At 68.9% G+C, this 20631-nt stretch carries 20 protein-coding genes; 7 read left to right on the top strand and 13 right to left on the bottom strand.

Features of this window, described 5'->3' with window-relative positions; genetic code table 11:
- The first annotated feature begins 8 nt into the window (after positions 1-8).
- The gene (locus NMI01S_RS02850; RefSeq protein ID WP_062994433.1) at positions 9-1076 is read left to right on the top strand and encodes a substrate-binding domain-containing protein; all 1068 of its coding nucleotides are present in this window, start codon (positions 9-11) and stop codon (positions 1074-1076) included.
- Positions 1077-1097: 21 nt separating this feature from the next.
- On the opposite strand, the gene NMI01S_RS02855 is transcribed toward NMI01S_RS02850, so the two are convergent.
- The gene (locus NMI01S_RS02855; RefSeq protein WP_062994434.1) at positions 1098-2096 is read right to left on the bottom strand and encodes a LysR family transcriptional regulator; all 999 of its coding nucleotides are present in this window, start codon (positions 2094-2096) and stop codon (positions 1098-1100) included.
- A gap of 432 nt (positions 2097-2528) precedes the next feature.
- On the opposite strand from NMI01S_RS02855, the gene NMI01S_RS02860 reads away from it, so the two are divergent.
- Positions 2529-3671 (top strand): Glu/Leu/Phe/Val dehydrogenase dimerization domain-containing protein, encoded by a 1143-nt coding sequence (locus NMI01S_RS02860; RefSeq protein ID WP_062994746.1) that lies wholly within the window; start codon positions 2529-2531, stop codon positions 3669-3671.
- Between the two features lie 12 nt (positions 3672-3683).
- On the opposite strand, the gene purQ is transcribed toward NMI01S_RS02860, so the two are convergent.
- Positions 3684-4370, bottom strand: coding sequence for a phosphoribosylformylglycinamidine synthase subunit PurQ (purQ, locus tag NMI01S_RS02865; protein ID WP_062994435.1), 687 nt, complete (start codon positions 4368-4370; stop codon positions 3684-3686).
- Positions 4367-4603, bottom strand: coding sequence for a phosphoribosylformylglycinamidine synthase subunit PurS (gene purS, locus NMI01S_RS02870; RefSeq protein ID WP_030517414.1), 237 nt, complete (start codon positions 4601-4603; stop codon positions 4367-4369). The genes purQ and purS overlap by 4 nt, the downstream gene beginning before the upstream one ends.
- A 192-nt stretch (positions 4604-4795) precedes the next feature.
- Here purS and NMI01S_RS02875 point away from each other — a divergent pair, with 192 nt between their 5' ends.
- Entirely contained in the window at positions 4796-5440 is a 645-nt protein-coding gene (locus NMI01S_RS02875; RefSeq protein WP_062994436.1) for an MBL fold metallo-hydrolase, read from the top strand.
- A gap of 44 nt (positions 5441-5484) precedes the next feature.
- On the opposite strand, the gene NMI01S_RS02880 is transcribed toward NMI01S_RS02875, so the two are convergent.
- The gene (locus tag NMI01S_RS02880; RefSeq protein WP_062994437.1) at positions 5485-6855 is read right to left on the bottom strand and encodes a dipeptidase; all 1371 of its coding nucleotides are present in this window, start codon (positions 6853-6855) and stop codon (positions 5485-5487) included.
- A gap of 162 nt (positions 6856-7017) precedes the next feature.
- On the opposite strand from NMI01S_RS02880, the gene gad reads away from it, so the two are divergent.
- Positions 7018-8463 carry a glutamate decarboxylase gene (gene gad / locus NMI01S_RS02885; RefSeq protein ID WP_062994438.1) on the top strand — a complete coding sequence of 482 codons (1446 nt, stop codon included), beginning with the start codon at positions 7018-7020 and terminating at the stop codon, positions 8461-8463.
- 12 nt (positions 8464-8475) lie between these two features.
- Here the strand turns inward: gad and NMI01S_RS02890 are convergent, their stop codons facing one another.
- From NMI01S_RS02890 to NMI01S_RS02900, 3 genes are all read right to left on the bottom strand, one after another.
- Positions 8476-9195, bottom strand: a complete 720-nt coding sequence (locus tag NMI01S_RS02890; RefSeq protein ID WP_062994439.1) for a DUF2334 domain-containing protein — start codon at positions 9193-9195, stop codon at positions 8476-8478.
- 105 nt (positions 9196-9300) lie between these two features.
- Positions 9301-11478, bottom strand: a complete 2178-nt coding sequence (locus tag NMI01S_RS02895; RefSeq protein ID WP_062994747.1) for a S9 family peptidase — start codon at positions 11476-11478, stop codon at positions 9301-9303.
- A 99-nt stretch (positions 11479-11577) separates the two neighbouring features.
- Complete coding sequence (locus NMI01S_RS02900; RefSeq protein WP_157126017.1) at positions 11578-11790, bottom strand: hypothetical protein; 213 nt, start codon at positions 11788-11790, stop codon at positions 11578-11580.
- A gap of 310 nt (positions 11791-12100) precedes the next feature.
- On the opposite strand from NMI01S_RS02900, the gene NMI01S_RS02905 reads away from it, so the two are divergent.
- Positions 12101-12325: a DUF397 domain-containing protein gene (locus tag NMI01S_RS02905; protein WP_245716680.1), complete on the top strand. Its 225-nt coding sequence runs from the start codon at positions 12101-12103 to the stop codon at positions 12323-12325.
- 65 nt (positions 12326-12390) lie between these two features.
- Here NMI01S_RS02905 and NMI01S_RS02910 read toward each other — a convergent pair whose 3' ends face one another.
- From NMI01S_RS02910 to NMI01S_RS02930, 5 genes are all read right to left on the bottom strand, one after another.
- Complete coding sequence (locus NMI01S_RS02910; RefSeq protein ID WP_062994442.1) at positions 12391-13350, bottom strand: alpha/beta hydrolase; 960 nt, start codon at positions 13348-13350, stop codon at positions 12391-12393.
- Positions 13351-13495: 145 nt separating this feature from the next.
- Positions 13496-13939: an HIT family protein gene (locus NMI01S_RS02915; RefSeq protein WP_062994748.1), complete on the bottom strand. Its 444-nt coding sequence runs from the start codon at positions 13937-13939 to the stop codon at positions 13496-13498.
- Positions 13940-14070: 131 nt separating this feature from the next.
- Positions 14071-15504 (bottom strand): adenylosuccinate lyase, encoded by a 1434-nt coding sequence (purB, locus tag NMI01S_RS02920; protein ID WP_062994443.1) that lies wholly within the window; start codon positions 15502-15504, stop codon positions 14071-14073.
- A 6-nt stretch (positions 15505-15510) separates the two neighbouring features.
- Positions 15511-16215 carry a TetR/AcrR family transcriptional regulator gene (locus NMI01S_RS02925; protein WP_084512204.1) on the bottom strand — a complete coding sequence of 235 codons (705 nt, stop codon included), beginning with the start codon at positions 16213-16215 and terminating at the stop codon, positions 15511-15513.
- Between the two features lie 247 nt (positions 16216-16462).
- Complete coding sequence (locus NMI01S_RS02930; RefSeq protein ID WP_084512351.1) at positions 16463-17632, bottom strand: pyridoxal phosphate-dependent aminotransferase; 1170 nt, start codon at positions 17630-17632, stop codon at positions 16463-16465.
- A 131-nt stretch (positions 17633-17763) separates the two neighbouring features.
- On the opposite strand from NMI01S_RS02930, the gene NMI01S_RS02935 reads away from it, so the two are divergent.
- Complete coding sequence (locus NMI01S_RS02935) at positions 17764-18768, top strand: M23 family metallopeptidase (RefSeq protein WP_062994444.1); 1005 nt, start codon at positions 17764-17766, stop codon at positions 18766-18768.
- A gap of 38 nt (positions 18769-18806) precedes the next feature.
- Here NMI01S_RS02935 and purD read toward each other — a convergent pair whose 3' ends face one another.
- Complete coding sequence (gene purD, locus NMI01S_RS02940) at positions 18807-20099, bottom strand: phosphoribosylamine--glycine ligase (protein ID WP_062994445.1); 1293 nt, start codon at positions 20097-20099, stop codon at positions 18807-18809.
- Between the two features lie 105 nt (positions 20100-20204).
- On the opposite strand from purD, the gene NMI01S_RS02945 reads away from it, so the two are divergent.
- Entirely contained in the window at positions 20205-20630 is a 426-nt protein-coding gene (locus tag NMI01S_RS02945; RefSeq protein ID WP_039776066.1) for an HIT family protein, read from the top strand.
- The last annotated feature ends 1 nt before the right edge of the window (position 20631 follow it).

The following is a 20631-nucleotide window of genomic DNA, read 5'->3' on the forward strand; positions in this document are numbered from 1 at the left end:
GGTACCGAATGTTCTCCTTCGGCGAGAGCCCGGACGAAGTGGTCGAGGTACTGAATATCGTCCCGCTGCAGGGCCCCGTAGGAATTGTCGCGCCGTCCTGTGAAGCCGCGATTTCCTTGGCCGCAAAAGAAATCAACAGTGGCACAGGAATTCTGGGCCGGCAGGTGCGGGTGACGACCATCGACGGCGGCCGCAGTCCGGCCGAGGTGGCCGACGAGGTCTCGGCGCTGCTGGCCACCGGGATGGTCGATGCCATCACCGGCTGGCACATCTCGGCGGTACGCCAGGCGGTTGCCCGGGTCACCGGCGGGCGGGTCCCCTACCTGTTCGCCAACGTCTACGAGGAGTTGCCGAACGAACCGGCCGAGGTGGTGATGATCGGCGAGGCACCCAGCGGCCACATCCTGCCGGCCATGCGGTGGCTGTCGCGGGAATTCGGCACCCGGCGCTGGGCGATCATCGGCAACGACTACATCTGGCCGGTGGCCACCGGTCGCGACGTCCGTGCCGCGTACCGCGAGGCCGTCCACTACGAGCGCTACGTGCCGCTGGGCACCCGGGACTTCGGATCGATCCTCACCGACCCGCTGCTGGACCGGGTCGACGGCATCGTGATGCTGCTGGTCGGGATGGACGCGGTCCGGTTCAATCAGCAGTTCACCGCGATGGGCCGGGCCGCGACGCAACTGCGGGTCAGCCCGGTCGTCGACGAACAACTCCTGCTCGCCGCCGGCCCCGGCGCCAATACCGATCTCTATGTCGCGTCCAGTCTGTTCCCGGATGTGAACGCCGATCCCGATCGGCTGGCGCGCTATCACCACATGCACGGCCGCTTCGCGCCGAAACTCACCTACTTCGGCAACACCGCCTACGAGGCGCTGCACACGCTGCGGGCGATGGCCCATGCGGTCGGCTCCCTCGAGGTGCCGCGGATGCGGGCCGCGCTCGAGGACGGCGTGGTGCTGGAGACGCCGTCGGGCGCGCGGATGTACCGCGACAACCACGTGGTCCGCCCGCCCAGCCTGATCGCCCGCGCAGAGGGCGTGGACCTGCGGGTTCTGGACACCCTGTACTGACGCCACGCACCGGCGCCCGGCTCACTCGAGCCCGAGCGCCTTGTGGGTGACCTCAACCGAATCATTCGGTGGCGCAACGGTTTCCGGGCCCGGCGTGGCGAGCAGTGGCCGGTCCGGACCGAGTCCCTTGTCGACGGCGGCGGCCCGGACCGCGTTGACCACGAACAGCAGCGCCGCCCGGCGTGCCGTATTGGTGCGGTAGGCCAGCGAGACGGTCCTGGTGAGCCCCTCGCCGAGTCCGACGATATCCACGCCCGCCGGTCGCAGCGCCAGCCCCAGATCGGAGACCAGCGTGACGCCCAGTCCGGCCGCGACCAGCGCCATCGCGGTCGACTGCTCCTCCACTTCGTGATCGATGCGCGGTTCGACCCCGCCGGATTGGAAGGCCAGCCGAACCGCATGACCGAAATGGGAGCGAGCGGGCGCGAGGATCCACGGGTGTTCGGCCAGGTCCGCCAAGGTCGCCGTCCGCGCCGGCACCGCGCCGGCCGGAACCGCCGCGTAGAGCCGCTCGACCGCGATGACGGCACGTTCCAGACCGCGGTCCCAGGTCATCTGATAATTCGAATAGTCGAGCACGAACGACAGGTCCAGAGTGCCGTCGCGCACCGCGGCAGCCGTCGCCTCCGGCGCGAGTTCCCTGGTCCGCACCAGAATTCCCGGATGGGCGCGGGCGAGCGCGGTGAGCGCGTCGGGCAGCAGCCCCGAGGCGACCGAGGCCCACACCCCGGCGGTGAGTGTCGCCGACACCGACTCCCCGGACTCCTCGAGCGCCTGTGTCGCTCGCTCCACCGAGGCGAGGATCTCCTCGGCGTGCTCGGCGAGCAGCACCCCGCGATCGGTGAGCTGCAGCCGGCGCCCACGCCTCTCGAACAGGCGCAGCCCCACGTCCCGCTCCAACTGCGCCAGCTGTTGCGACACCGCCGACGCGGTGTAGTGCAACGCACTCGCGGCCGCGGTGATCGTGCCGCGCCGATGCAGCTCGCGCAGCATGCGTAGTCGGGGCAGCGACAGGTCCATGTCTTCGAGCGTAAGCGGTGCGTGGAAACCGTACGGATGGCTGGGAACGCCTGCGGCAGCACCGGAACGACACTGTGCGGCAGCACTGGAACGACACTGTGCGGCAGCACCGGAACACGCGGTGCGGCGGCACCGTAACACTGTGCAGAAACACTGAACACGGCCGTGAACGAACCGTAAATAGACGTGTGACCGGGCAGCACGCAGGCTGGTGACAGCGAACCACCAGCCGGGACGACGAGGTCCGGACGCCGACATCGCGCGACTCGACGTTCCCCGCGGGTGGTGGTCGGCCACCCGAACGACAAGGAGGAGTTCGCCGTGACGACGATCCATAACCCGGCCGAGGACACCGCATCGACCGTCCCCGCAACCGTCCCGGTGCCCACGACCGTCCCGGTCATTGCCGCGGCCCGCCGGGCCGAGCCGTATATGCGGCTGCAGTGGACCGATTCGGACACCGGCGCCGTCGGCTACCTGGTCGTCCACACCTTGCGCGGCGGCCTCGCCACGGGCGGTACCCGCATGCGGGCAGGCTGCACGCTGAGCGAGGTGGAGGATCTGGCGCGCGGAATGGCCGCCAAGACCGCGACCTTCGACCTGCCGATCGGCGGTGCGAAGGGCGGCATCGACTTCGACCCGAAGGATCCGCGCGCCGTCGGAGTGCTGGAGCGATTCTGCGAGGCCATGCGCCCGTGGATCGACGCGCACTGGGTGACCGCGGAGGATCTGGGCGTGCCCCAGCATCTGATCGACGAGGTCTTCGAGAAGCTGGGCCTGGGCCAGAGCTACCACGCCGCGATCCGCCGCGCCGCCGATCCGGCCGCCACCCTGGAACGGGTCCGCGACGGGCTGAGCGCGGCGGTCGAGGGCGGTTTCCTGCTGGGCGATGTGATCGGCGGGTACGGTGTCGCGCACGCCTGCCTCGCCACCGCTGTGTCCTGGGGCCGGATGCCCGCCGAGACGACCGTCGCGATCCAGGGAGTCGGCACCATGGGCGGCGCCGCGGCCTACTACCTGCACGAGGCGGGAATGCGCGTGACCACCGTGGCCGATGCCGCCGGGGCCCTCTACCGCAACGGCGGGCTGGATATCCCGGCGCTACTGGAATTGCGCGACGAGTACGGCGAGATCGACCGTTCCCGGCTGCCCGCGGATGTCGAGCAACTGCCACGCGCCGCGGTCCTGTCCGCCGACGTCGACATCCTGGTCCCCGCGGCGATCTCGTACGCGATCACGCCGGACAACTCGTTCGACGTGCGCGCGCGTGTCGTCGTCGAGGCCGCCAACGCCGCCACCACCCCGGAGGCGGAGGCCATGCTCGCCGCCCGCGGCGTCGCGGTGCTGCCGGACTTCGTCGCGAATGCCGGTGCGGTCGCGTGGGCATGGTGGCTGCTGCTCGGTGAGGTCGACGACATTCCGGACACGTCCTTCGATCGCCTGCGCACCACCATGCACACCAAGGTCGCGCGGTTGCTGTCCGCCTGGACCGATCACGGCATCACACCGCGTGACACCGGCCGACGCTGGGCGGACGACCCGGCACCGATCACCGCGACGGTCGTGATCCCCTGAGCGACAGGCCGATCAGGCCGTGGTGACGAGGCTGTCGAGCACCGAGAGGAAGATCCCCAGTCCGTCGTCACTCGGCCCGGTCAGCGGTTCGGTGGCATGTTCCGGGTGCGGCATGAGGCCGACGACGCGACCGTTCGGCGAGGCGATGCCGGCGATATCGCGCTGCGAACCGTTGGGGTTGCCGCCCACGTAGCGGAAGACCACCCGGCCCTCACCCTCGAGTTCGTCGAGCACGGCCTGCGAAGCCTGGTAGCGGCCCTCGGCGTTCTTCACCGGGACCAGAATCTGCGCACCCGCGTCGTAGCGCGAGGACCAGGCGGTCGCGGTGGACTCCACCCGCAGCCACTGGTCCCGGCAGACGAAGTGCAGCCCCTCGTTGCGGGTGAGCGCGCCCGGCAGCAGCCCGGCCTCGCACAGCACCTGGAAACCGTTGCAGATTCCCAGCACCGGCATACCCTTACCGGCGGCCTCGACGACCTTGCCCATCACGGGCGCGAACCGTGCGATGGCACCGGCGCGCAGATAGTCGCCGTAGGAGAACCCACCCGGCACCACCACCGCGTCGACACCCTTGAGGTCGGCGTCGGCATGCCACAGGTTCACCGCTTCGGCGCCGGCCAGCCGGACCGCGCGCGCCGCGTCGACGTCGTCGAGCGTGCCGGGGAAGGTGATGACACCGATTCGCGCAGAGCTGGTCACGGCAGCCGCACCACTTTCCAGTCCTCGATCACCGTGTTGGCGAGCAGGGCCTCGGCGATCTTCTCGAGCTCGGCATCGCTGACGCTGTCGTCGATGTCGAGCTCGAACCGCTTGCCCTGCCGCACATCCGACACACCCGGGAAACCCAGGCGTCCGAGCGCGCCGGCGATGGCCTGACCCTGGGGATCCAGGATCTCGGCCTTCGGCATCACCTCGACCACAACTCGTGCCACGCGTTGCTCCTCAAGCTGGTGGGGGGATTACCACAACAGCTTAATCGGGGCTACTCCCGGGCGCCGCGCCGGGCCGCGACCCCTGCGAGGGACGTCACAGCGCCTGTCGGCCGGCCTCCGCGCGGCCCTCCGTGGTTACGCGGGCTGCCGCCTCCGGGCCCGCGCTGCGGCCGGGGGATATAGCGTGAATCCATGCGCATCGCCCACTTCGGTCATTCCTGCGTCCTCGTCGAATTGAACGGCACGAAGATCCTGTTCGATCCGGGCACTTTCTCGCACGGCTTCGAAGGCATCACGGGACTCGACGCGATCGCGATCACCCATCAGCATCCCGACCACATCGATCCCAACCGGATCGAGGCCCTGGTCGACGCGAATCCGAGCGCCCGCCTGCTCAGCGATCCGCAGACCGCACAGCAGCGCGGTGAACCGTGGCAGGCCGTGCACGCGGGCAATATCGTCACCATCGGCGATCTGCAGATCACCGGGGGCGGCGGCAAGCACGCGGTGATCCATCCGGAGCTGCCGGTCGTCGACAACACCGTCTTCCAGCTCGGCAGCGCCGAGGATCCGGCACAGTTCGTCCACCCGGGCGATTCGCTGTGGGTGCCGCCGGTATCGGTCGGAGTGCTGGCGGTGCCGGCGGTCGCGCCGTGGATGAAGATCAGCGAGGCGGTGGACTATCTGCGCGCCGTGGCCCCGCGCACCGCCGTCCCCATCCACTACGGCATCATCGCGCCGGAGGCACAGGGCATCTACTTCGGCCGCCTGTCCGAAATGCGCCCGGCCGACACCGAATTCGCACTCATCGAGCCGGAGGACAACAAGACCTTCTAGCGAGCGCCTCCGGTCCTCGGATACCCGTCGACCTCGGATACCCGTCAATGCGTATACGAGGACAGGAACAACGCCTCCGCCAGCGCCACGTGCTCGATCTCGCTGGGATCGACACTCTCGTTCGGGGCGTGGATGAGGCATTTCGGCTCCTCGACGCCGAGCAGCATGATCTCTGCGTCGGGATAGGTCTCGGCGAAGACGTTGCACAGCGGAATCGAACCGCCCTGCCCCTGCGTGGTGGCGGCGCGGCCGTACGCGGCGGCGAACGCGTCCTCCATCGCCAGCCGCGCCGGGCCGCCGGTACCGGACCGGAACGGCGCACCCGTCCCCTCGGTCTCGACTCGAATGCGCGCACCCCACGGCGTATGCGATTCCAGATGTGCGGTAAGGGCTTTCAAGGCGGGAGCCGGGTCGACCCCGGGCGGGATCCGCAGATTCAATCGGGCCCGCGCGCTCGGCTGCACGGCCGCCGCAGATCCGACTACCGGCGGCACATCGATGCCCAGCACGGTCAGGGCCGGGCGCGCCCAGAGCATGTCCGAGATACTGCCGCTGCCCAGCACCCGCACACCGTCGAGGATGCCGGCATCGACCCGGAACTGCTCGACCGGATACTGCGCGCCGTCCCAGACCTGATCGGCCGGCAACCCGTCGACCGTGGTGTTCCCGTGTTCGTCCCGCAGCGTCGCGAGTACCTGGATCAACGCGGCGACGGCGTCCGGAGCGGCCCCGCCGAACATGCCGGAATGCAAAGGGCCGGACAGGGTTTCGACGGTGACGAGCACGTTCACGTTTCCGCGCAGGGTCTGGGTGAAGGTCGGCACGCCCGCCGCGAAATTACCGCAGTCACCGATCAGCAGGGCGTCGGCGCGCAGCAGGTCCGCGTGCTGCGGAACGAATTCCTCCAGACCGCCGGTGCCCTGCTCCTCGGAGCCCTCGCACACCAGCGTGATGCCGACCGGATAACCCTTGTCTCCCAGCGTGTTCCGCAGGGCCCGCAGGGCGGTCAGATGGACGACGATATTGCCCTTGCAGTCGGCCGCGCCGCGCCCGTACCAGCGGCCGGCGCGCTCGGTGAGCTCCCACACCGGCGTCTGCCAGGCCGCCTCGTCCACCGGCGGCTGCACGTCGTAGTGGCTGTACAGCAGCACCGTGGGCGCCCCGGGTGGAGCCGGATACCGGGCCACGACCGCCTCGCTACCGTCGGGCGTCTCGTGCAGGCCGACGTCGGTGAGACCGAGATCGGCGAAGGCGTCGGCGACCCATCGCGCCGCCCGATGACATTCTTCCGGCGGAAACTGCCGCGCATCGGCCACGGAACGATACGAAACCAACTGGGCCAGATCGGCTTTCGCCTGCGGCATCAAGGCGCGCACCTGTTCGCGCAGGGCCGCCGTCCGAGATTCGTCGGTCATGTACCCAACCTAACTCCCCTCCGGGTTCGGTCGCATCGGCACCGGGTGCGGCGCGGGCCGGAATTCGCCCGATTTGTCCCTCGCGTTCGCGACCGTCGCGCAACCGCAGCGGGGCATGATGAGGGAGAGCTCGACCGCGATCCGACCACCGGAGAGGACGAGATGTCTGCATCATCGGAATCCGACGACCTGTTCGCGATGCCCGATCTGGATCGCGGCGCACCCAAACACCACTTTCCGCACCGCGAGATGCCGGGCCCGGAGGCCTATCAGATCGTGCACGACGAACTGATGCTCGACGGCGTGTCGCGGATGAATCTGGCCACCTTCTGCACCACCTGGATCGACGACAACGCCCGACGGCTGATGGCGCAGAGCCTGGCCAAGAACATCGTCGACAAGGACGAATATCCGCAGACCGCCGAACTCGAGCGGCGGTGCGTGCGCATGGTGGCCGACCTGTGGCACTGCCCCGATCCCGGTTCGACGCGCGGCACCTCCACCATCGGGTCCAGTGAGGCGGCGATGCTCGGCGGGCTGGCCGCGAAGACGCGCTGGCGCAAGAACGGCGGCCGGGGCATCCCCAATTTCGTCTGCGGCCCGGTGCAGGTGTGCTGGGAGAAGTTCGCGCGTTATTTCGACGTCGAGATCCGGCAGGTGCCGCTGCGCGGGAACCGGTACATGCTGGAGCCGGACGACATTGCCGCACACTGTGATTCGAATACCATCATGGTCGTCGCGACGATGGGACAGACCTTCACCGGACTGTTCGAGGACGTCGCCGCGATGAGCGCGGCCCTCGACGATCTGGAGGCCCGCACCGGCCTGGACATCCCGCTGCACGTCGACGCCGCCAGTGGTGGATTCCTCGCCCCGTTCACGGCGCCGGACCTGGTGTGGGACTTCCGGCTGGCGCGGGTGAAGTCGATCAATGCCTCCGGGCACAAGACCGGCCTGGCCCCGCTGGGCGCTGGTTGGGCCCTCTGGCGCACGGCCGCCGACCTTCCGGACGAACTCGTGTTCAACGTCGACTACCTCGGCGGCAGTATGGCTACGTTCAATCTGAACTTCTCCCGCCCCGGCGGCCAGGCGATCACCCAGTACTACGACTTCATCCGGCTCGGCCGGACGGGATACACCACGCTGCAGTCGGCGATCTATCGCGTCGCCGAGCATCTGGCCCACGGACTCACCGAGACCGGGCTGTTCGAGATGATCCACGACGGCAACCCCGCCCGGGGCATCAGCGCGGTGTCGTGGCGGCTGCGCGACGATCCCGGCTTCAATCTGTACGACCTGTCGGAACGGCTGCGCTCGCGCGGCTGGCTGATCGCCGCCTATCCGCTTCCCGCCGGCCGGCAGGACGAGACGATCATGCGCGCGGTCGTCCGGCACGGCTTCACCCACGATATGGCCGATCTGCTGCTGACCGATATCGACCGTTGCGTCGACCAGCTGAAGAAGCATCCGCTGTCCACCTCACTCACCCGCAAGGAGGCCGGCGGCTTCACCCACGACGCCACCGCCGTCGTATCGGACGAGGCGATCGTCACCGCGGTGCGTGACATGCGACGTGCGGCCGGCGAGAACCCGGCCGACGTTCGCTGAGAGCCAGCCTGCTCACGCCGCGTGCGGCATGGCATACGGCTCCCACCGGTAGACGTCCGGAACCGCTTCGTGGAACAGGGCCAGATCGACCGCGTCCAGCATGGCCTGGTGCGGTCCGGGCCGGGAGAGCTGCGCGGCCGAGACGGCCAGCCGCAGCGTTCCGCCGCGCCGCGCGATGCGGGCCGCGCTCATGATCAGCGCGTGGCACCACCACGGTTCGGCCCGGAAGCCCTCACCGACGCCGTGCACCCAGCAGCGACGCGCCGTATCCCGCTCCAGATCGTGGATGGCGGTCAATCCCAGCGCCAGCCGGAAGCCGACCTCGGGCAGGGCTGCGACGGCGCCTTCGGAGGCCGTCCAGCGCGGTGCCGCGAACAGCCGGGTGCGCAGGCCGATCTGTTCCATCACCCGGTCGGCGGCGGTGAGGCGCAGGCGCGCTTCGTGAGTGGGAAGCGCGGCGAATTCGGCGCGGCGACGTTTGGTCGCGGCCTGGTCGTAACCGTGCAGCACGATCGCGTCACCCGCGGCACGCCGATCCCGCAGCCACTGCTGGGTGCGCGCATCCTCGGTGAGCCGGTACTTCCCCTTCAACCGCGGCGCCACCAGCAACGACAGCCGTACCCCGCGGCCGTCCATCTCGGCCGCGAAGGCGCGCGCCTGGTCCAGTGTGGTGTCGCGAATACCCGACACCGAGACGATCAGCTGCCCGAACCCCCGGTCGTTGCCGCTCATGACTCCACTGTGCGCGCGGCAGGTGTCGGCCCCGTGCAGCCGAAGTGACGCCCCGACGAATTCCCGGAGCGGGCACCCGACCGCACGGTCGGCCGGAAGCCGTCCTCAGCCGACCTCGCCGAGACCGACCCGGTCGAGCACCCAGGCGTATTCGAAGGCGACTTCCTTCCACTTCTCATAGCGCCCGCTGACGCCACCGTGCCCGGCGCTCATCTCGGTCTTCAGCAGGAGCTGCGCATCGCCGGTTTTCGTGGCCCGCAGCGCGGCGACCCATTTCGCGGGTTCGACGTAGAGCACGCGGGTGTCGTTGATGCTGGTGATCGCCAGAATCGCCGGATAGTCCACGGCCGCCACGTTCTCGTACGGCGAATAGGACTTCATATAGGCGTAGACCTGCGGATCCTCCAGCGGATTGCCCCACTCGTCCCATTCGATGACCGTCAGCGGCAGCGACGGGTCCAGGATCGAGGTGAGCGGATCCACGAACGGCACATTGGCGAGGATGCCCGCGAACAGTTCGGGCGCCAGATTGGCCACCGCACCCATCAGCAGCCCACCCGCACTGCCACCGTCGGCCACCAGCACCTGCGGCGTGGTGACGGCGGTGTCGACGAGATGCCGTGCGCAGGAGACGAAATCGGTGAATGTGTTCTTCTTGGTGAGCGTCTTGCCGTTCTCGTACCACAGCCGGCCCATCTCACCACCACCGCGCACATGCGCGACGGCGAACACCATGCCGCGGTCGAGCAGCGACAGCCGCGACACCGAGAACCCGGGGTCGATACTGGCCTCGTAGGAGCCGTATCCGTAGAGCAGCAACGGTTTCGGACCGGAACCCTCACTGTCGCGGCGGCGCACCACCGAGATCGGAATCCGCGTGCCGTCCGCCGCGGTCGCCCAATCCCGGTGCTGCACATAGTCGTCCGGGTCGTAGCCGCCGAGGACCTGCTGCTGTTTGCGCAGCGTCAGCTCACCGGTGGCGGGTACGTAGTCGAAGACCTGCATCGGGGTGATGAACGAGGTCACGCCCAGCCGCAGCGTCGGCTGCGCCCATTCCGGGTTGGAGCCCACGCCGGCGGAGAACAGTTCCAGGCCGAATTCCAGTTCACGCAGCTCGCCGTAGCCCTCGGAAGTCAACGGCCACACCGCGACTCGCGGCAGCGCCTCGCGCCGATAGGAGAGCACGAGATGATCGCGGAAGCAGTCGACGTCCTCGAGTCGCACCTCGTCGCGATGGCCGATCAGCATGGTCATCGCCGCCGGATCGTCCACCGGCGCCTCGGCGAGGACGAAATTCTCGGCCTTCACGCCGTCGACCACATCGTTGTGCAGGATGAGCAGCCGGTCCTGCCCGCCGATCACCGCGTGTTCGGCCGAATACTCCACACCCTCGCGGCGCGGCAGCAGCACCCGGAACTCGCCCTCCGGATCGTCGGATTCGAGAATCCAGCCCTCGGTGGTGATCTTCGACCCGACCCAGATCATCAGGTACTTCTCGGAGCGCGAGGCGCCGATGCTGACCCAGTAGCGCTCGTCGGGCTCGTGGAACACCGTGACGTCGTCGGTCTTCGCGGTACCGAGGCGGTGGCGCCACACGGTGTCGGGCCGCCAGGATTCGTCGACGGTCTGATAGAAGACGTGGGTTCCGTCCAGCGACCAGGTCGCCCCCGGCGCGGTGCCGGGGATCTCGTCGCCGAGCAGTTCGCCGCTGCGTAGATCCTTGAACCGCAGCACATATCGCTCGTCACCGACGGTGTCGGTGGAGTAGGCCAGCAGGGTGCCGTCATGGCTGATCGAATAGGCGCCGAGGGCGAAGAAGTCGTGCCCCTCGGCCAGCACGTTGCTGTCGAGCAGAATCTCCTCGCCGGGGATCTCGATATCGACCTCGAGTTGCGGCGGGGTCCAGTCGTCGCGGTCGGCGATCGGGCAGCGGCAGTGCACGCCGTACTGCTTGCCTTCGAAACTGCGCGAGTAGTACCAGTAGTCGCCCAACCGCGCCGGAACCGACATATCGGTCTCCTGAGTGCGCGATTTGATCTCGTCGAAGATCCGCGCGCGCAGCGGGGCCAAGTGGGCGGTCTGAGCGTCGGTGTAGGCGTTCTCGGCCTCGAGATGGGCGATGACCTCGGGGTCGTCCTTGTCCCGCAGCCATTCGTAGAAATCGACGAAGGTGTCACCGTGATGGGTGCGTTCGGCCGGGACCTTCTTGGCCACCGGCGGAGTCACCGCCGCCGCCTCGTCGCCGGCGTTCTGGATGGTTCCGGTACCACTGTCGAGAGCCATGGTGACCACCGTAATCGCGGTGGCCGGGACCGGGCGCGCACCCCCACGCCCGCCGGCCCGAGCAGATCGGCGAGTGCGGGGGCGCGAACTCGGTCCGCGCTACCCCAGGCCGGTGGTCCGCGGTGCGGGCCGACGCAGGTCACGCCCGGTGCCGCGGGCCGAACGACGAGATTCCATCAGGAAGAACAGTGCGGCTTTGCGGCGCGGGCATTGGTCGGTGGGACAGCTGCTGTGACTGTGCAGGATGTTGTGTGCCTGCTCGACGGTGAGGTGCCGGGGCACCACCGCGCAACTGTCGAAGACGGGTGCCATGCGGTGCTCCATCCTTGTCGTCCCTTCAGTGCGGCAGGGCACGCCCTCTCGGTCTCTTGACCAGTCGACGCCTTCCCACTGCCACAATGAATGGGGTTTCCGATCAGGTTGCGGCGTAAACCAGCGGTGTTGCCGGGAGGGGCGGACGAATGCCACATTCCGCAGGTCGCCATATCGGTGTGATTCCGGCCATGCCCGGACGCGCGGATTCGGAAACGACGCCGGTGCGGCGGCTCCCGACCGCTTACGCTCGGGGACGGCAGCGCCCGCGCGGATCCGGCGGGCGATCACATCGATGCAGGAGCACAGGTTGGAAGCGAAGAATCGCGAGATCGAACCCGGGGCGATCTGGCAGCGCAGCGGCGACGGGGCGGGCGGTGTCGAGGTGGCTTTCCTGGCCAGCGGCAATATCGGGCTGCGCGATGCCAAGAATCCGGACGGGCCGGCGCTGATCTTCACTCCCGGCGAGTGGCGGGCGTTCGTCGCCGGCGCCAAGGACGGCGAATTCAACCGCCCGGGCGCCCAACCGCACTGAACCGAGCCCGAAGGTCTCCGGTCGCGCGAGCCGTCGCGGGCCCGCGCCGATCGGACGTCCGGCGATCAGGCTCCGATCGCCGCGCCGACGGTCGGCCAGGACGCGTGCAGATAGTCCTGCCAGTACGACCAGGAATGTGTCCCCACCGGGCTGTGATCGACCCGGGCCGGAATGCGCATACCGCGCAGTCGCTGTTCGAAGGCGGTGACGCAGACATCCACGCCGGCCTCGATCGGCCCGCCCAGGACGATGTTCTCCGGCAGTTGGGGTTTGATCTCGCCCTCGTGCGGACCGGGAATGCCGGTGCCCGTGGACAGGTAGACGGTCTTGCCGCGCAGCCGATCCGCCAGTAGAGCCGGATCGTGGGCACCCCACTCCGGACTGCCCGGCGCACCCCACATATCGAACGGATTGCCGCCGCGGTTGGCGATCGAGAACATGATCGCGCCCTGCGCGATACCCAGATCCGGGCACGCACTGTAGCCGGCCACCGCCTCGTACAGCTCCGGATGGCGAACGGCCAGAACGAACGCCGCGATTCCGCCCATCGACAGACCACCGATCGCGTTCACGCCGTTGCCGGAGAAAGTGGCGTCGATGATCGGCGGAAGTTCGCGCGTCAGGAAGGTCTCCCACCGGTAGCGGCCGAAATGCGGATCGTCGCGCTGCCAGTCGGTGTAATAGCTCGCCTGCCCGCCGATCGGCAGGACGACGTTGACGTTCTTACCGTGGAAGAAGGGTTCGGCATCGGTGGCGTTGGTCCAGGTGCTCTGCTGGACACCGGGATCGAGACCGTCGAGCAGGTAGTACGAGGGCCGCGGACCTCCGCCGGCCGGATGCAGGACCTGGACCTGAACGGTGCGTCCCATGGCTGGAGAGTCGATGAACAGCGCCGTCCGGGTCGGGCTCATATCGTTGTCTCCGACCACCCGCGCCGCCGATGCGCGTGGCTGTGGGCCCATCCAGGGACCGAAGACGCCCAATCCGACTGTCAGCACAACCGCAGCAACGAGTGAACGTCGCATGTCCCCACCTCCGTCTGCCCACCACAACTGCTACTTAAAGTAACGCACACTGCGGTGCCGTGCGGAGCTTTCGACCTCCTGGCGTTTCCTCAGCAAACCACCCGGGCCGCACCGCGACTCAGGTGAGCCACCACTTTCCGTCCTCTCAGCTCGCGGCATTCGGTTGCGCCCGCCCGGCCGCACCCCGGATCGACGCGGCCAGGTAGTCCAGGTCCGCACGCGGCGGGGTGGTCGCGCGATTGCGCAGCCCGAAGCCGTCGCCGGGCGTGCGCGGAATGACGTGCAGGTGGACATGGAAGACCTCCTGCCCGGCCGTAACGCCGTCTGCGAGAAAGAGATTCACCCCGTCGCAGCGCACCTCGGACTCCCGCAGGGCGGCCGCCAGGCGCTGCGCGACCTGAAAGAGCTTGCCGCCGATCACCGGATCGAGTTCGGCCAGGCTGCGCGCCGGCACCTTCGGAATCACCAGCAGATGGCCGGGCGTCATGGGACGGATGTCCATGAAGGCGAGAACGTCCTCGTCCTCGTAGACCTTGGACGAGGGCGCCCGCCCGGCGACGATATCGGCGAAAATCGTATAGGGGTCCATATCCGGCAACCCTAGTCGGCGATTTCGCCTGCGCCGCCGCACCATTCGCACGGCGCCGAGCACGCGCGACACCACCGCGCGCACGGCGGCGCCGGCCGGATTCGATGCCGCGACCATCGGTCCGGCGGCGGTTACAGAATCGGCGAGGGGGTGTAGCGGGCGGCCTCGGGATGCGCGTCGATCAGCTTCTGCACCTGCGCTACCACATCGCTCACCTGCGCCTCGGCGGCGCCGATGAACGCCGTCCGGTCCGCCAGGGCGACCTCCAGCCCGGCACGGTCCAGCGGCATCCGGTCGTCGCCGGCGAGGCGGTCCAGCAGATCCGGTTCGCGACCCTGCTCTCGCATGGCCAGCGCGACCGCGACCGCATGCTCCTTGATGACCTCGTGCGCACTCTCGCGCCCGACCCCGGCCCGTACGGCCGCCATCAGGATGCGGGTGGTGGCCAGGAAGGGCAGGTAGCGGTTGAGTTCGCGCTCGATCACGGCCGGATAGGCGCCGAATTCGGCGAGGACGGTCAGGAAGGTCTCCATCATGCCGTCGATGGCGAAGAACGCGTCCGGCAGCGCGACCCGGCGCACCACGGAACAGAACACATCGCCCTCGTTCCACTGCGCGCCCGCCAGTTCGGCCGCCATCGAGCCGTAGCCGCGCAGCACCACCTGCAGACCGTTGACGCGTTCGCACGAGCGGGTGTTCATCTTGTGCGGCATCGCCGAACTGCCGACCTGCCCGGGCTGGAAACCCTCGGTGACCAGTTCGTGCCCGGCCATCAGCCGCACGGTGTGCGCGAACGACGAAGGGCCCGCGCCCAAGTGGACCAGCGCGGAGATCACGTCGTGGTCCAGTGAGCGGGGGTAGACCTGGCCGACGCTGGTCAGCACGGTCGCGAAGCCCAGATGCCGGGAAACCTTCTGCTCCAGCTCGGCGAGTTTGGCGGCGTCACCGTCGAACAGATCGAGCATGTCCTGGGCGGTGCCCATCGGCCCCTTGATACCGCGCAGCGGATACCGGTCGATCAGCTCGCGGACCCGGCGCAGTGCGATCAGCACCTCGTCGGCCGCACTCGCGAACCGCTTGCCCAGGGTGGTGGCCTGCGCCGCCACATTGTGCGAGCGACCGGCCATCACCAGCGCCTGATACTCGGCGGCCCGCTCGGCCAGCCGGGCGGCGACCGCCACACCGTGTTCGTAGACGTGTTCCAGCGAGAGCCGGATCTGCAACTGTTCCACGTTCTCGGTCAGATCCCGGCTGGTCATGCCCTTGTGGATCTGCTCGTGCCCGGCGAGGGCGTTGAACTCCTCGATGCGCGCCTTCACATCGTGGCGGGTGATCCGCTCGCGTTCGGCGATCGAGGCCAGGTCGACCTCGCCCAGCACCCGCTCGTAATCCTCGAGGACGTCGGCGGTGACCGCCTCGGTACCGGCGGCGCCGAGTTCGGTCTGGGCCCGCAGTACCTCGAGCCACAGCCGGCGCTCCAACACGATCTTGTTCTCGGGCGACCACAACTGCACCAGCTGCGGGCTCGCGTACCGGGTGGCGAGGACGTTCGGGACAAGACTCACGAACAGTCAGTCTAGTGTTCGATGCCTGCTCGGTTGCTGGGGCATGGCCGCGGGCAGATGCTGCGTCGCGGGCGACGGCACGGTCTGCGGTGCCATCAGCGGTTGCGGCACCGGCGGCGCGATCACATCGATCAGTTCCAGCAGCGCGCCGCGAGCCGTGCGGCGCGGTTGCGGATCGGATTCGGCCAGCGCGGCGACCACCGCGCCGTCGACCACCGCCACCAGCCGGCGCAGCTGATCGGTGCGCACCATGCGGTCGGATCGGCGCAGCACATCGGCCAGCAGGTCCTCGAGCTGGGCGCGTAACCGCAGCTGCACCTCGCGCAGTTCCGGATGCCGGGCCGAGGCCACCGAGCGCTCGTAACGGGCGATCAGCCGCCCGCGCGCGAATTCGTCGGGTCCGTCGGTGCCGACCATCAGATCCACGACCAGATCGACGGTCGCCTCGGCGCCGCGTTTGCGGTGGGTGACCTCGCCGATCCGGCGGCGCATCGACTCCAGTTCGGCATTGCCGCTGAACTCGACCGCGCGCGCGATCAGATCTTCGAGCGATTCGAAATAGTAGGTCGTGGATGCCAGGGGCAGATCCGCGCGCGTCGCCACCGAACGGTGGCGCACGGCATCGAAGCCGCCTTCGAGTAGCAACTCCGCGGCAGCCGCAACCAACGCTTGGCGACGCCTTTCGCCTTTCGGGGTCGTCGCGGTGATCACCGTGTCATCGTGCCAGTCATCATCGGTTCATCCGTGCCAAATCGGTGCGATCTGTGCAAATCTGTGCGTCTGTGCAATCCCGGCCGAACCGTTGCTGTGCAATCGACCATGGGACCGCGCAAATTTCCGGGATCCGGTCCGAGCGGACAGCGGGGACCGGTTCGAAATAGCAAGGGTTGAAATCACAACCCGAATCATTTGTACCGCATCCACGCGCTCCGGTGGGCCGGTACGGAAAGTCTGTGCGTCAGCTCAGATATCGGCCCAGTCGCACGAGCGCCTCCTCGATATCCGCGGTGGCGCCGGCGAAGGAGAAGCGGACCGTGCGGTGTCCGTTACGGGTGTCGAAATCGATTCCGGGCGCGAGGGCGACACCCGTGTGCGCCAACAGATCCGCGCACCAGCGCGTCGAATCCTGGCTCAGATGACCGATATCGGCGTACGCGTAGAAGGCGCCGTCAGCCGGCGCCAGTTCGGTGATGCCGAGAGCGGGCAGCCCCTCGAGCAGTAACGACCGGTTGCGGGCATAGCGGCGGACGTGTCCGTCGAGTTCGGATTTCGCCTCCGGGCCGAACGCGTGCACCGCCGCGAATTGCGAGATGGCCGGCGGGCAGACGGTCATATTGGACGCCAGCCGCTGCAGCGCCGGGCGCAACCGCGCGGGTGCCAGCATCCAGCCCAGCCGCCAGCCGGTCATCGAGAAATACTTCGACACCGAACCGATCACCACCGATTCGCGCGAGGTCTCCCAGGCCGAGCTCACCGGTTCGGTATCGCCGTCGACTCCCGAATAAGCGATGCCGTGATAGATCTCGTCGGAGATCAGCAGCGTGCCGTGCTCGTCGCACCAGCGGGCCAGGGCCGCCAGCTCGTCCGGGGCGATCATGGTGCCGGTCGGGTTCGCCGGGCTGGCCACGATCAGGCCGGCAGGCGGTTCGGGCAGCTCCTCCAGCATCGCCACCGTCGGCTGGAACCGGGTCTGGGGGCCGCAGTCGAGTTCGATCACCCGGCAGCCCAGTGCGGTGAGGGTGTTGCGGTAGGCCGGGTAACCCGGGCGAGCGACCACGACGGTGTCGCCGATATCGAATGCGGCCAGGAAGATCAGCGTGAAGGCGCCCGAGGAGCCGGTCGTGATCACCACGTCGTCGGACTCGACCTCGACGCCGTAGGTGTCGCGGTGATGAGCCGCGATGGCGGTGCGCAATTCGGGGATGCCGAAAGTCTCGGTGTAGCCGAGTAATTCGGCGTCGAGGGCCACCCGGGTGGCGCGGCGCACCGGCACCGGCGCGGGTGTGGAGGGCTGGCCCGCCGCCAGGACCAGCACGTCGCCGTGGGTGCGGGCGCGTTCGGCCGCGGCCTTCCAGACATCCATGACGTAGAAGGTCGGAACGGTGGACCGCCGGGATTCACTGCGCACCAGACGACGGTAGAACACCGCCCCGGCAGGCCGGCGCGCAGTCCGTTCCCGGGCATCGGTCGCCTGAGACGTTGCTGTGCGCCGCCGCGCCTGCCCGCATGTCCGGGCGGGCCCCTGTTATCGTCGGCAGAATGCCTGACCAGGCACGCCGCGCGAAGTCGTACCAGGGGGGCTGGACCGTGATCCGCCCCGACTGGCGAACGACGCTGCGCCGCGACCGTCCCTCGATCGCGCGACGCCTCCGTTCCTCGGCCCGCCGATCGCGTGAATTCGGGCAGGTCGCGGCGGTCGAATGGCGCGCGCGGGTGGGGCGATGGTGGCAGATGGTGCGGGACCGCAACTGGCGCGAGGAATTCGAGACCCTGTGGCCCCGGCTGCGCGGCTGGGTCGGCGACCATCGGCTGCTGGTGATCGGAATGGTCGTGGTCGGACTGTTCGCCGCCGCCGACACCGTGGCGCCGCAGCCGATCGAATCGACGCCGAGACCCGGTGCGGCACAACGGATCGCGGTCGCATACCCGCTACAGGTGCAGGCCGAACCCGAAACCAGCAAGCGCTATCTGGCCGCCATCGACAACGGGGAGCGCATGCGCGAGGCGCAGGTGGTGGCCGCGGCCTCGCGAGCCACCCTCGACCGCGCGAAGGCCGAGGCCGCCGCCGCGGTCGCCGGGACGCCGCAACCGTGGCTGTCCGGGCCGGCAACCACGATTCCCGGCGGTATCGCTCCCGGCGGAATCGCCCCGGGCATCGGTGGTTTCGCGCTACCCGCGCGCGGGGTGTTCACCTCCGGTTACGGCGGCCGGTGGGGCACCTTCCACTACGGGATCGACATCGCCGCGCCCATCGGCTCGCCGATCTACGCCGTCGCCGACGGCACCGTCATCGACGCCGGACCGGCGCAGGGCTTCGGACTGTGGGTACGCATCCGCCACGACGACGGCACCATCTCGGTGTACGGCCACATGTACGACTTCTCGGTATCGGTCGGCGAGCGGGTGCGCGCCGGACAGCAGATCGCCCGCATCGGCAACCGCGGCGATTCCACCGGCCCGCATCTGCACTTCGAAATCCTCGTCGGCGGACAGCACGTGGATCCGCAGCCGTGGCTGGCCGTGCACGGCATCCAGGTCGGCTGACCCGGCGGGGGTCCGCGCCCCGGACCCGACCGTTTCGACTAGACCCGCGTCGGAAGCGAGATCCGGTCCTCCACGGCGGCGAGACCGATATCGGTCCGGAAGTGACTACCGGGAAGCTTGATTCCCGCGATCCGCTCGTAGGCGTTCACCCTGGCCTCGGTCAGATCGGCGCCCGTCGCAACGACATTCAGCACACGACCGCCGGCCGACAGCAGCGCGCCGTCCGCGCGCAGCGACGTACCGGCATGCAGCACTTCGGCATTCGTGCCCGGGGCCGACGCCTGCGTGCTCTCGGTGCCGGAGATGACGTCGCCGGTGCGGGGACGGCCCGGGTAGTTCTCCGCGGCCAGTACCACCGTGATCGCCGCGCCGTCCTTCCAGACCGGCGACTGCGCCTGCGCCAGGGTTCCGGTCGCGGTGGCGTGCAGCAGCGCGCCGAGCGGACTGTCGAGCAGGGCGAGCACCGCCTGGGTCTCGGGATCGCCGAAGCGGCAGTTGAATTCGACGACGGCGGGACCGGCCTGGCCGATCGCGAGACCCGCGTACAGCAGTCCGGAGAACGGGACGCCACGCCGAACCATTTCGGCGGCAACGGGTTTCACCACGTCGTCGACGATTTCGGTGACGGTCTCCGGCGGCAGCCAGGGCAGCGGGGTGTAGGCGCCCATGCCGCCGGTGTTGGGACCGGTGTCGCCGTCACCCACGCGCTTGTGGTCCTGCGCGGGCAGCAGCGGGACCACGGTCTCGCCGTCGACCAGGCAGAACAGGGAGACCTCGGGGCCGTCGAGGAACGATTCCAGCAACACCGGATGGCCCTGCTCGAGCAGTTCGGCACCGTGGTCGCGGGCCGCGGACCGATCGGCGGTCACCACCACGCCCTTCCCCGCGGCCAGCCCGTCGTCCTTGACGACCCAGGTCGGCCCGAAGCGATCCAGCGCGGCGTCGAGTTCGCCCGGATGATCGACAACCTCACTGTGCGCGGTCCGCACTCCGGCGGCGGCCATCACATCCTTGGCGAAGGCCTTCGATCCCTCGATCCGCGCGGCGGCGGCAGACGGGCCGAAGCAGGCGATCCCCGCCGCCCGGACCGCATCGGCGATACCGAGTACCAGCGGCACCTCGGGACCGATCACCACCAGGTCGGCGGCGAAATCCCGGGCCAGGCCCACGACGGCCTCCGCACTGGCCGGATCGACCGCCCGCACCTCGGCGACCTGGCCGATCCCCGGATTCCCGGGCGCGGCCGCGATCGCGGTGACCCCGGGATCCCGACGCAGGGCTTCCACCAGGGCGTGTTCACGGGCTCCGGATCCGATGACGAGTACGCGCACGCGTGACAGCTTAGGGGACGCGGGTGAACAGCAGATGCGGGTACCGGGAGGACAGCCGGCCGCCCCGGGCGCCGTCGCCCGCCCGGGCGGGGCAATATGAAACCCATGCCATCTGTATTCAGCGCGATCATCGCCGGACAGCTGCCGGGGCGGTTCGTGTGGGAGGACGAGGAATTCGTCGCCTTCCTGACCATCGCCCCGGTCACCCAGGGTCATACGCTCGTGGTTCCTCGCAAGGAGATCGACCAGTGGCAGGATCTGGATCCCGCCACGTTCGCGCGGATCAACGAGGTCGCCCAGAAGATCGGGCAGGCGGTGCGCAAGGCGTGGGACGCGCCGCGGGCGGGCCTGCTGATCGCCGGGCTGGAGGTGCCGCATCTGCACGTGCACGTCTTCCCGGCGTTCGAGCTGGGCGATTTCAACATCTCCGGCGCGGACACCGATCCGAGCCCGGAATCGCTGGACGAGGCGCAGGACAAGATCAAGCAGGCGCTGCGCGATCTCGGCTACGGCGCGAACGTCCCCGCCTGAA

Source organism: Nocardia mikamii NBRC 108933 (genome assembly GCF_001613505.1).
In the GTDB taxonomy this organism is placed as follows: Bacteria; Actinomycetota; Actinomycetes; order Mycobacteriales; family Mycobacteriaceae; genus Nocardia; species Nocardia mikamii.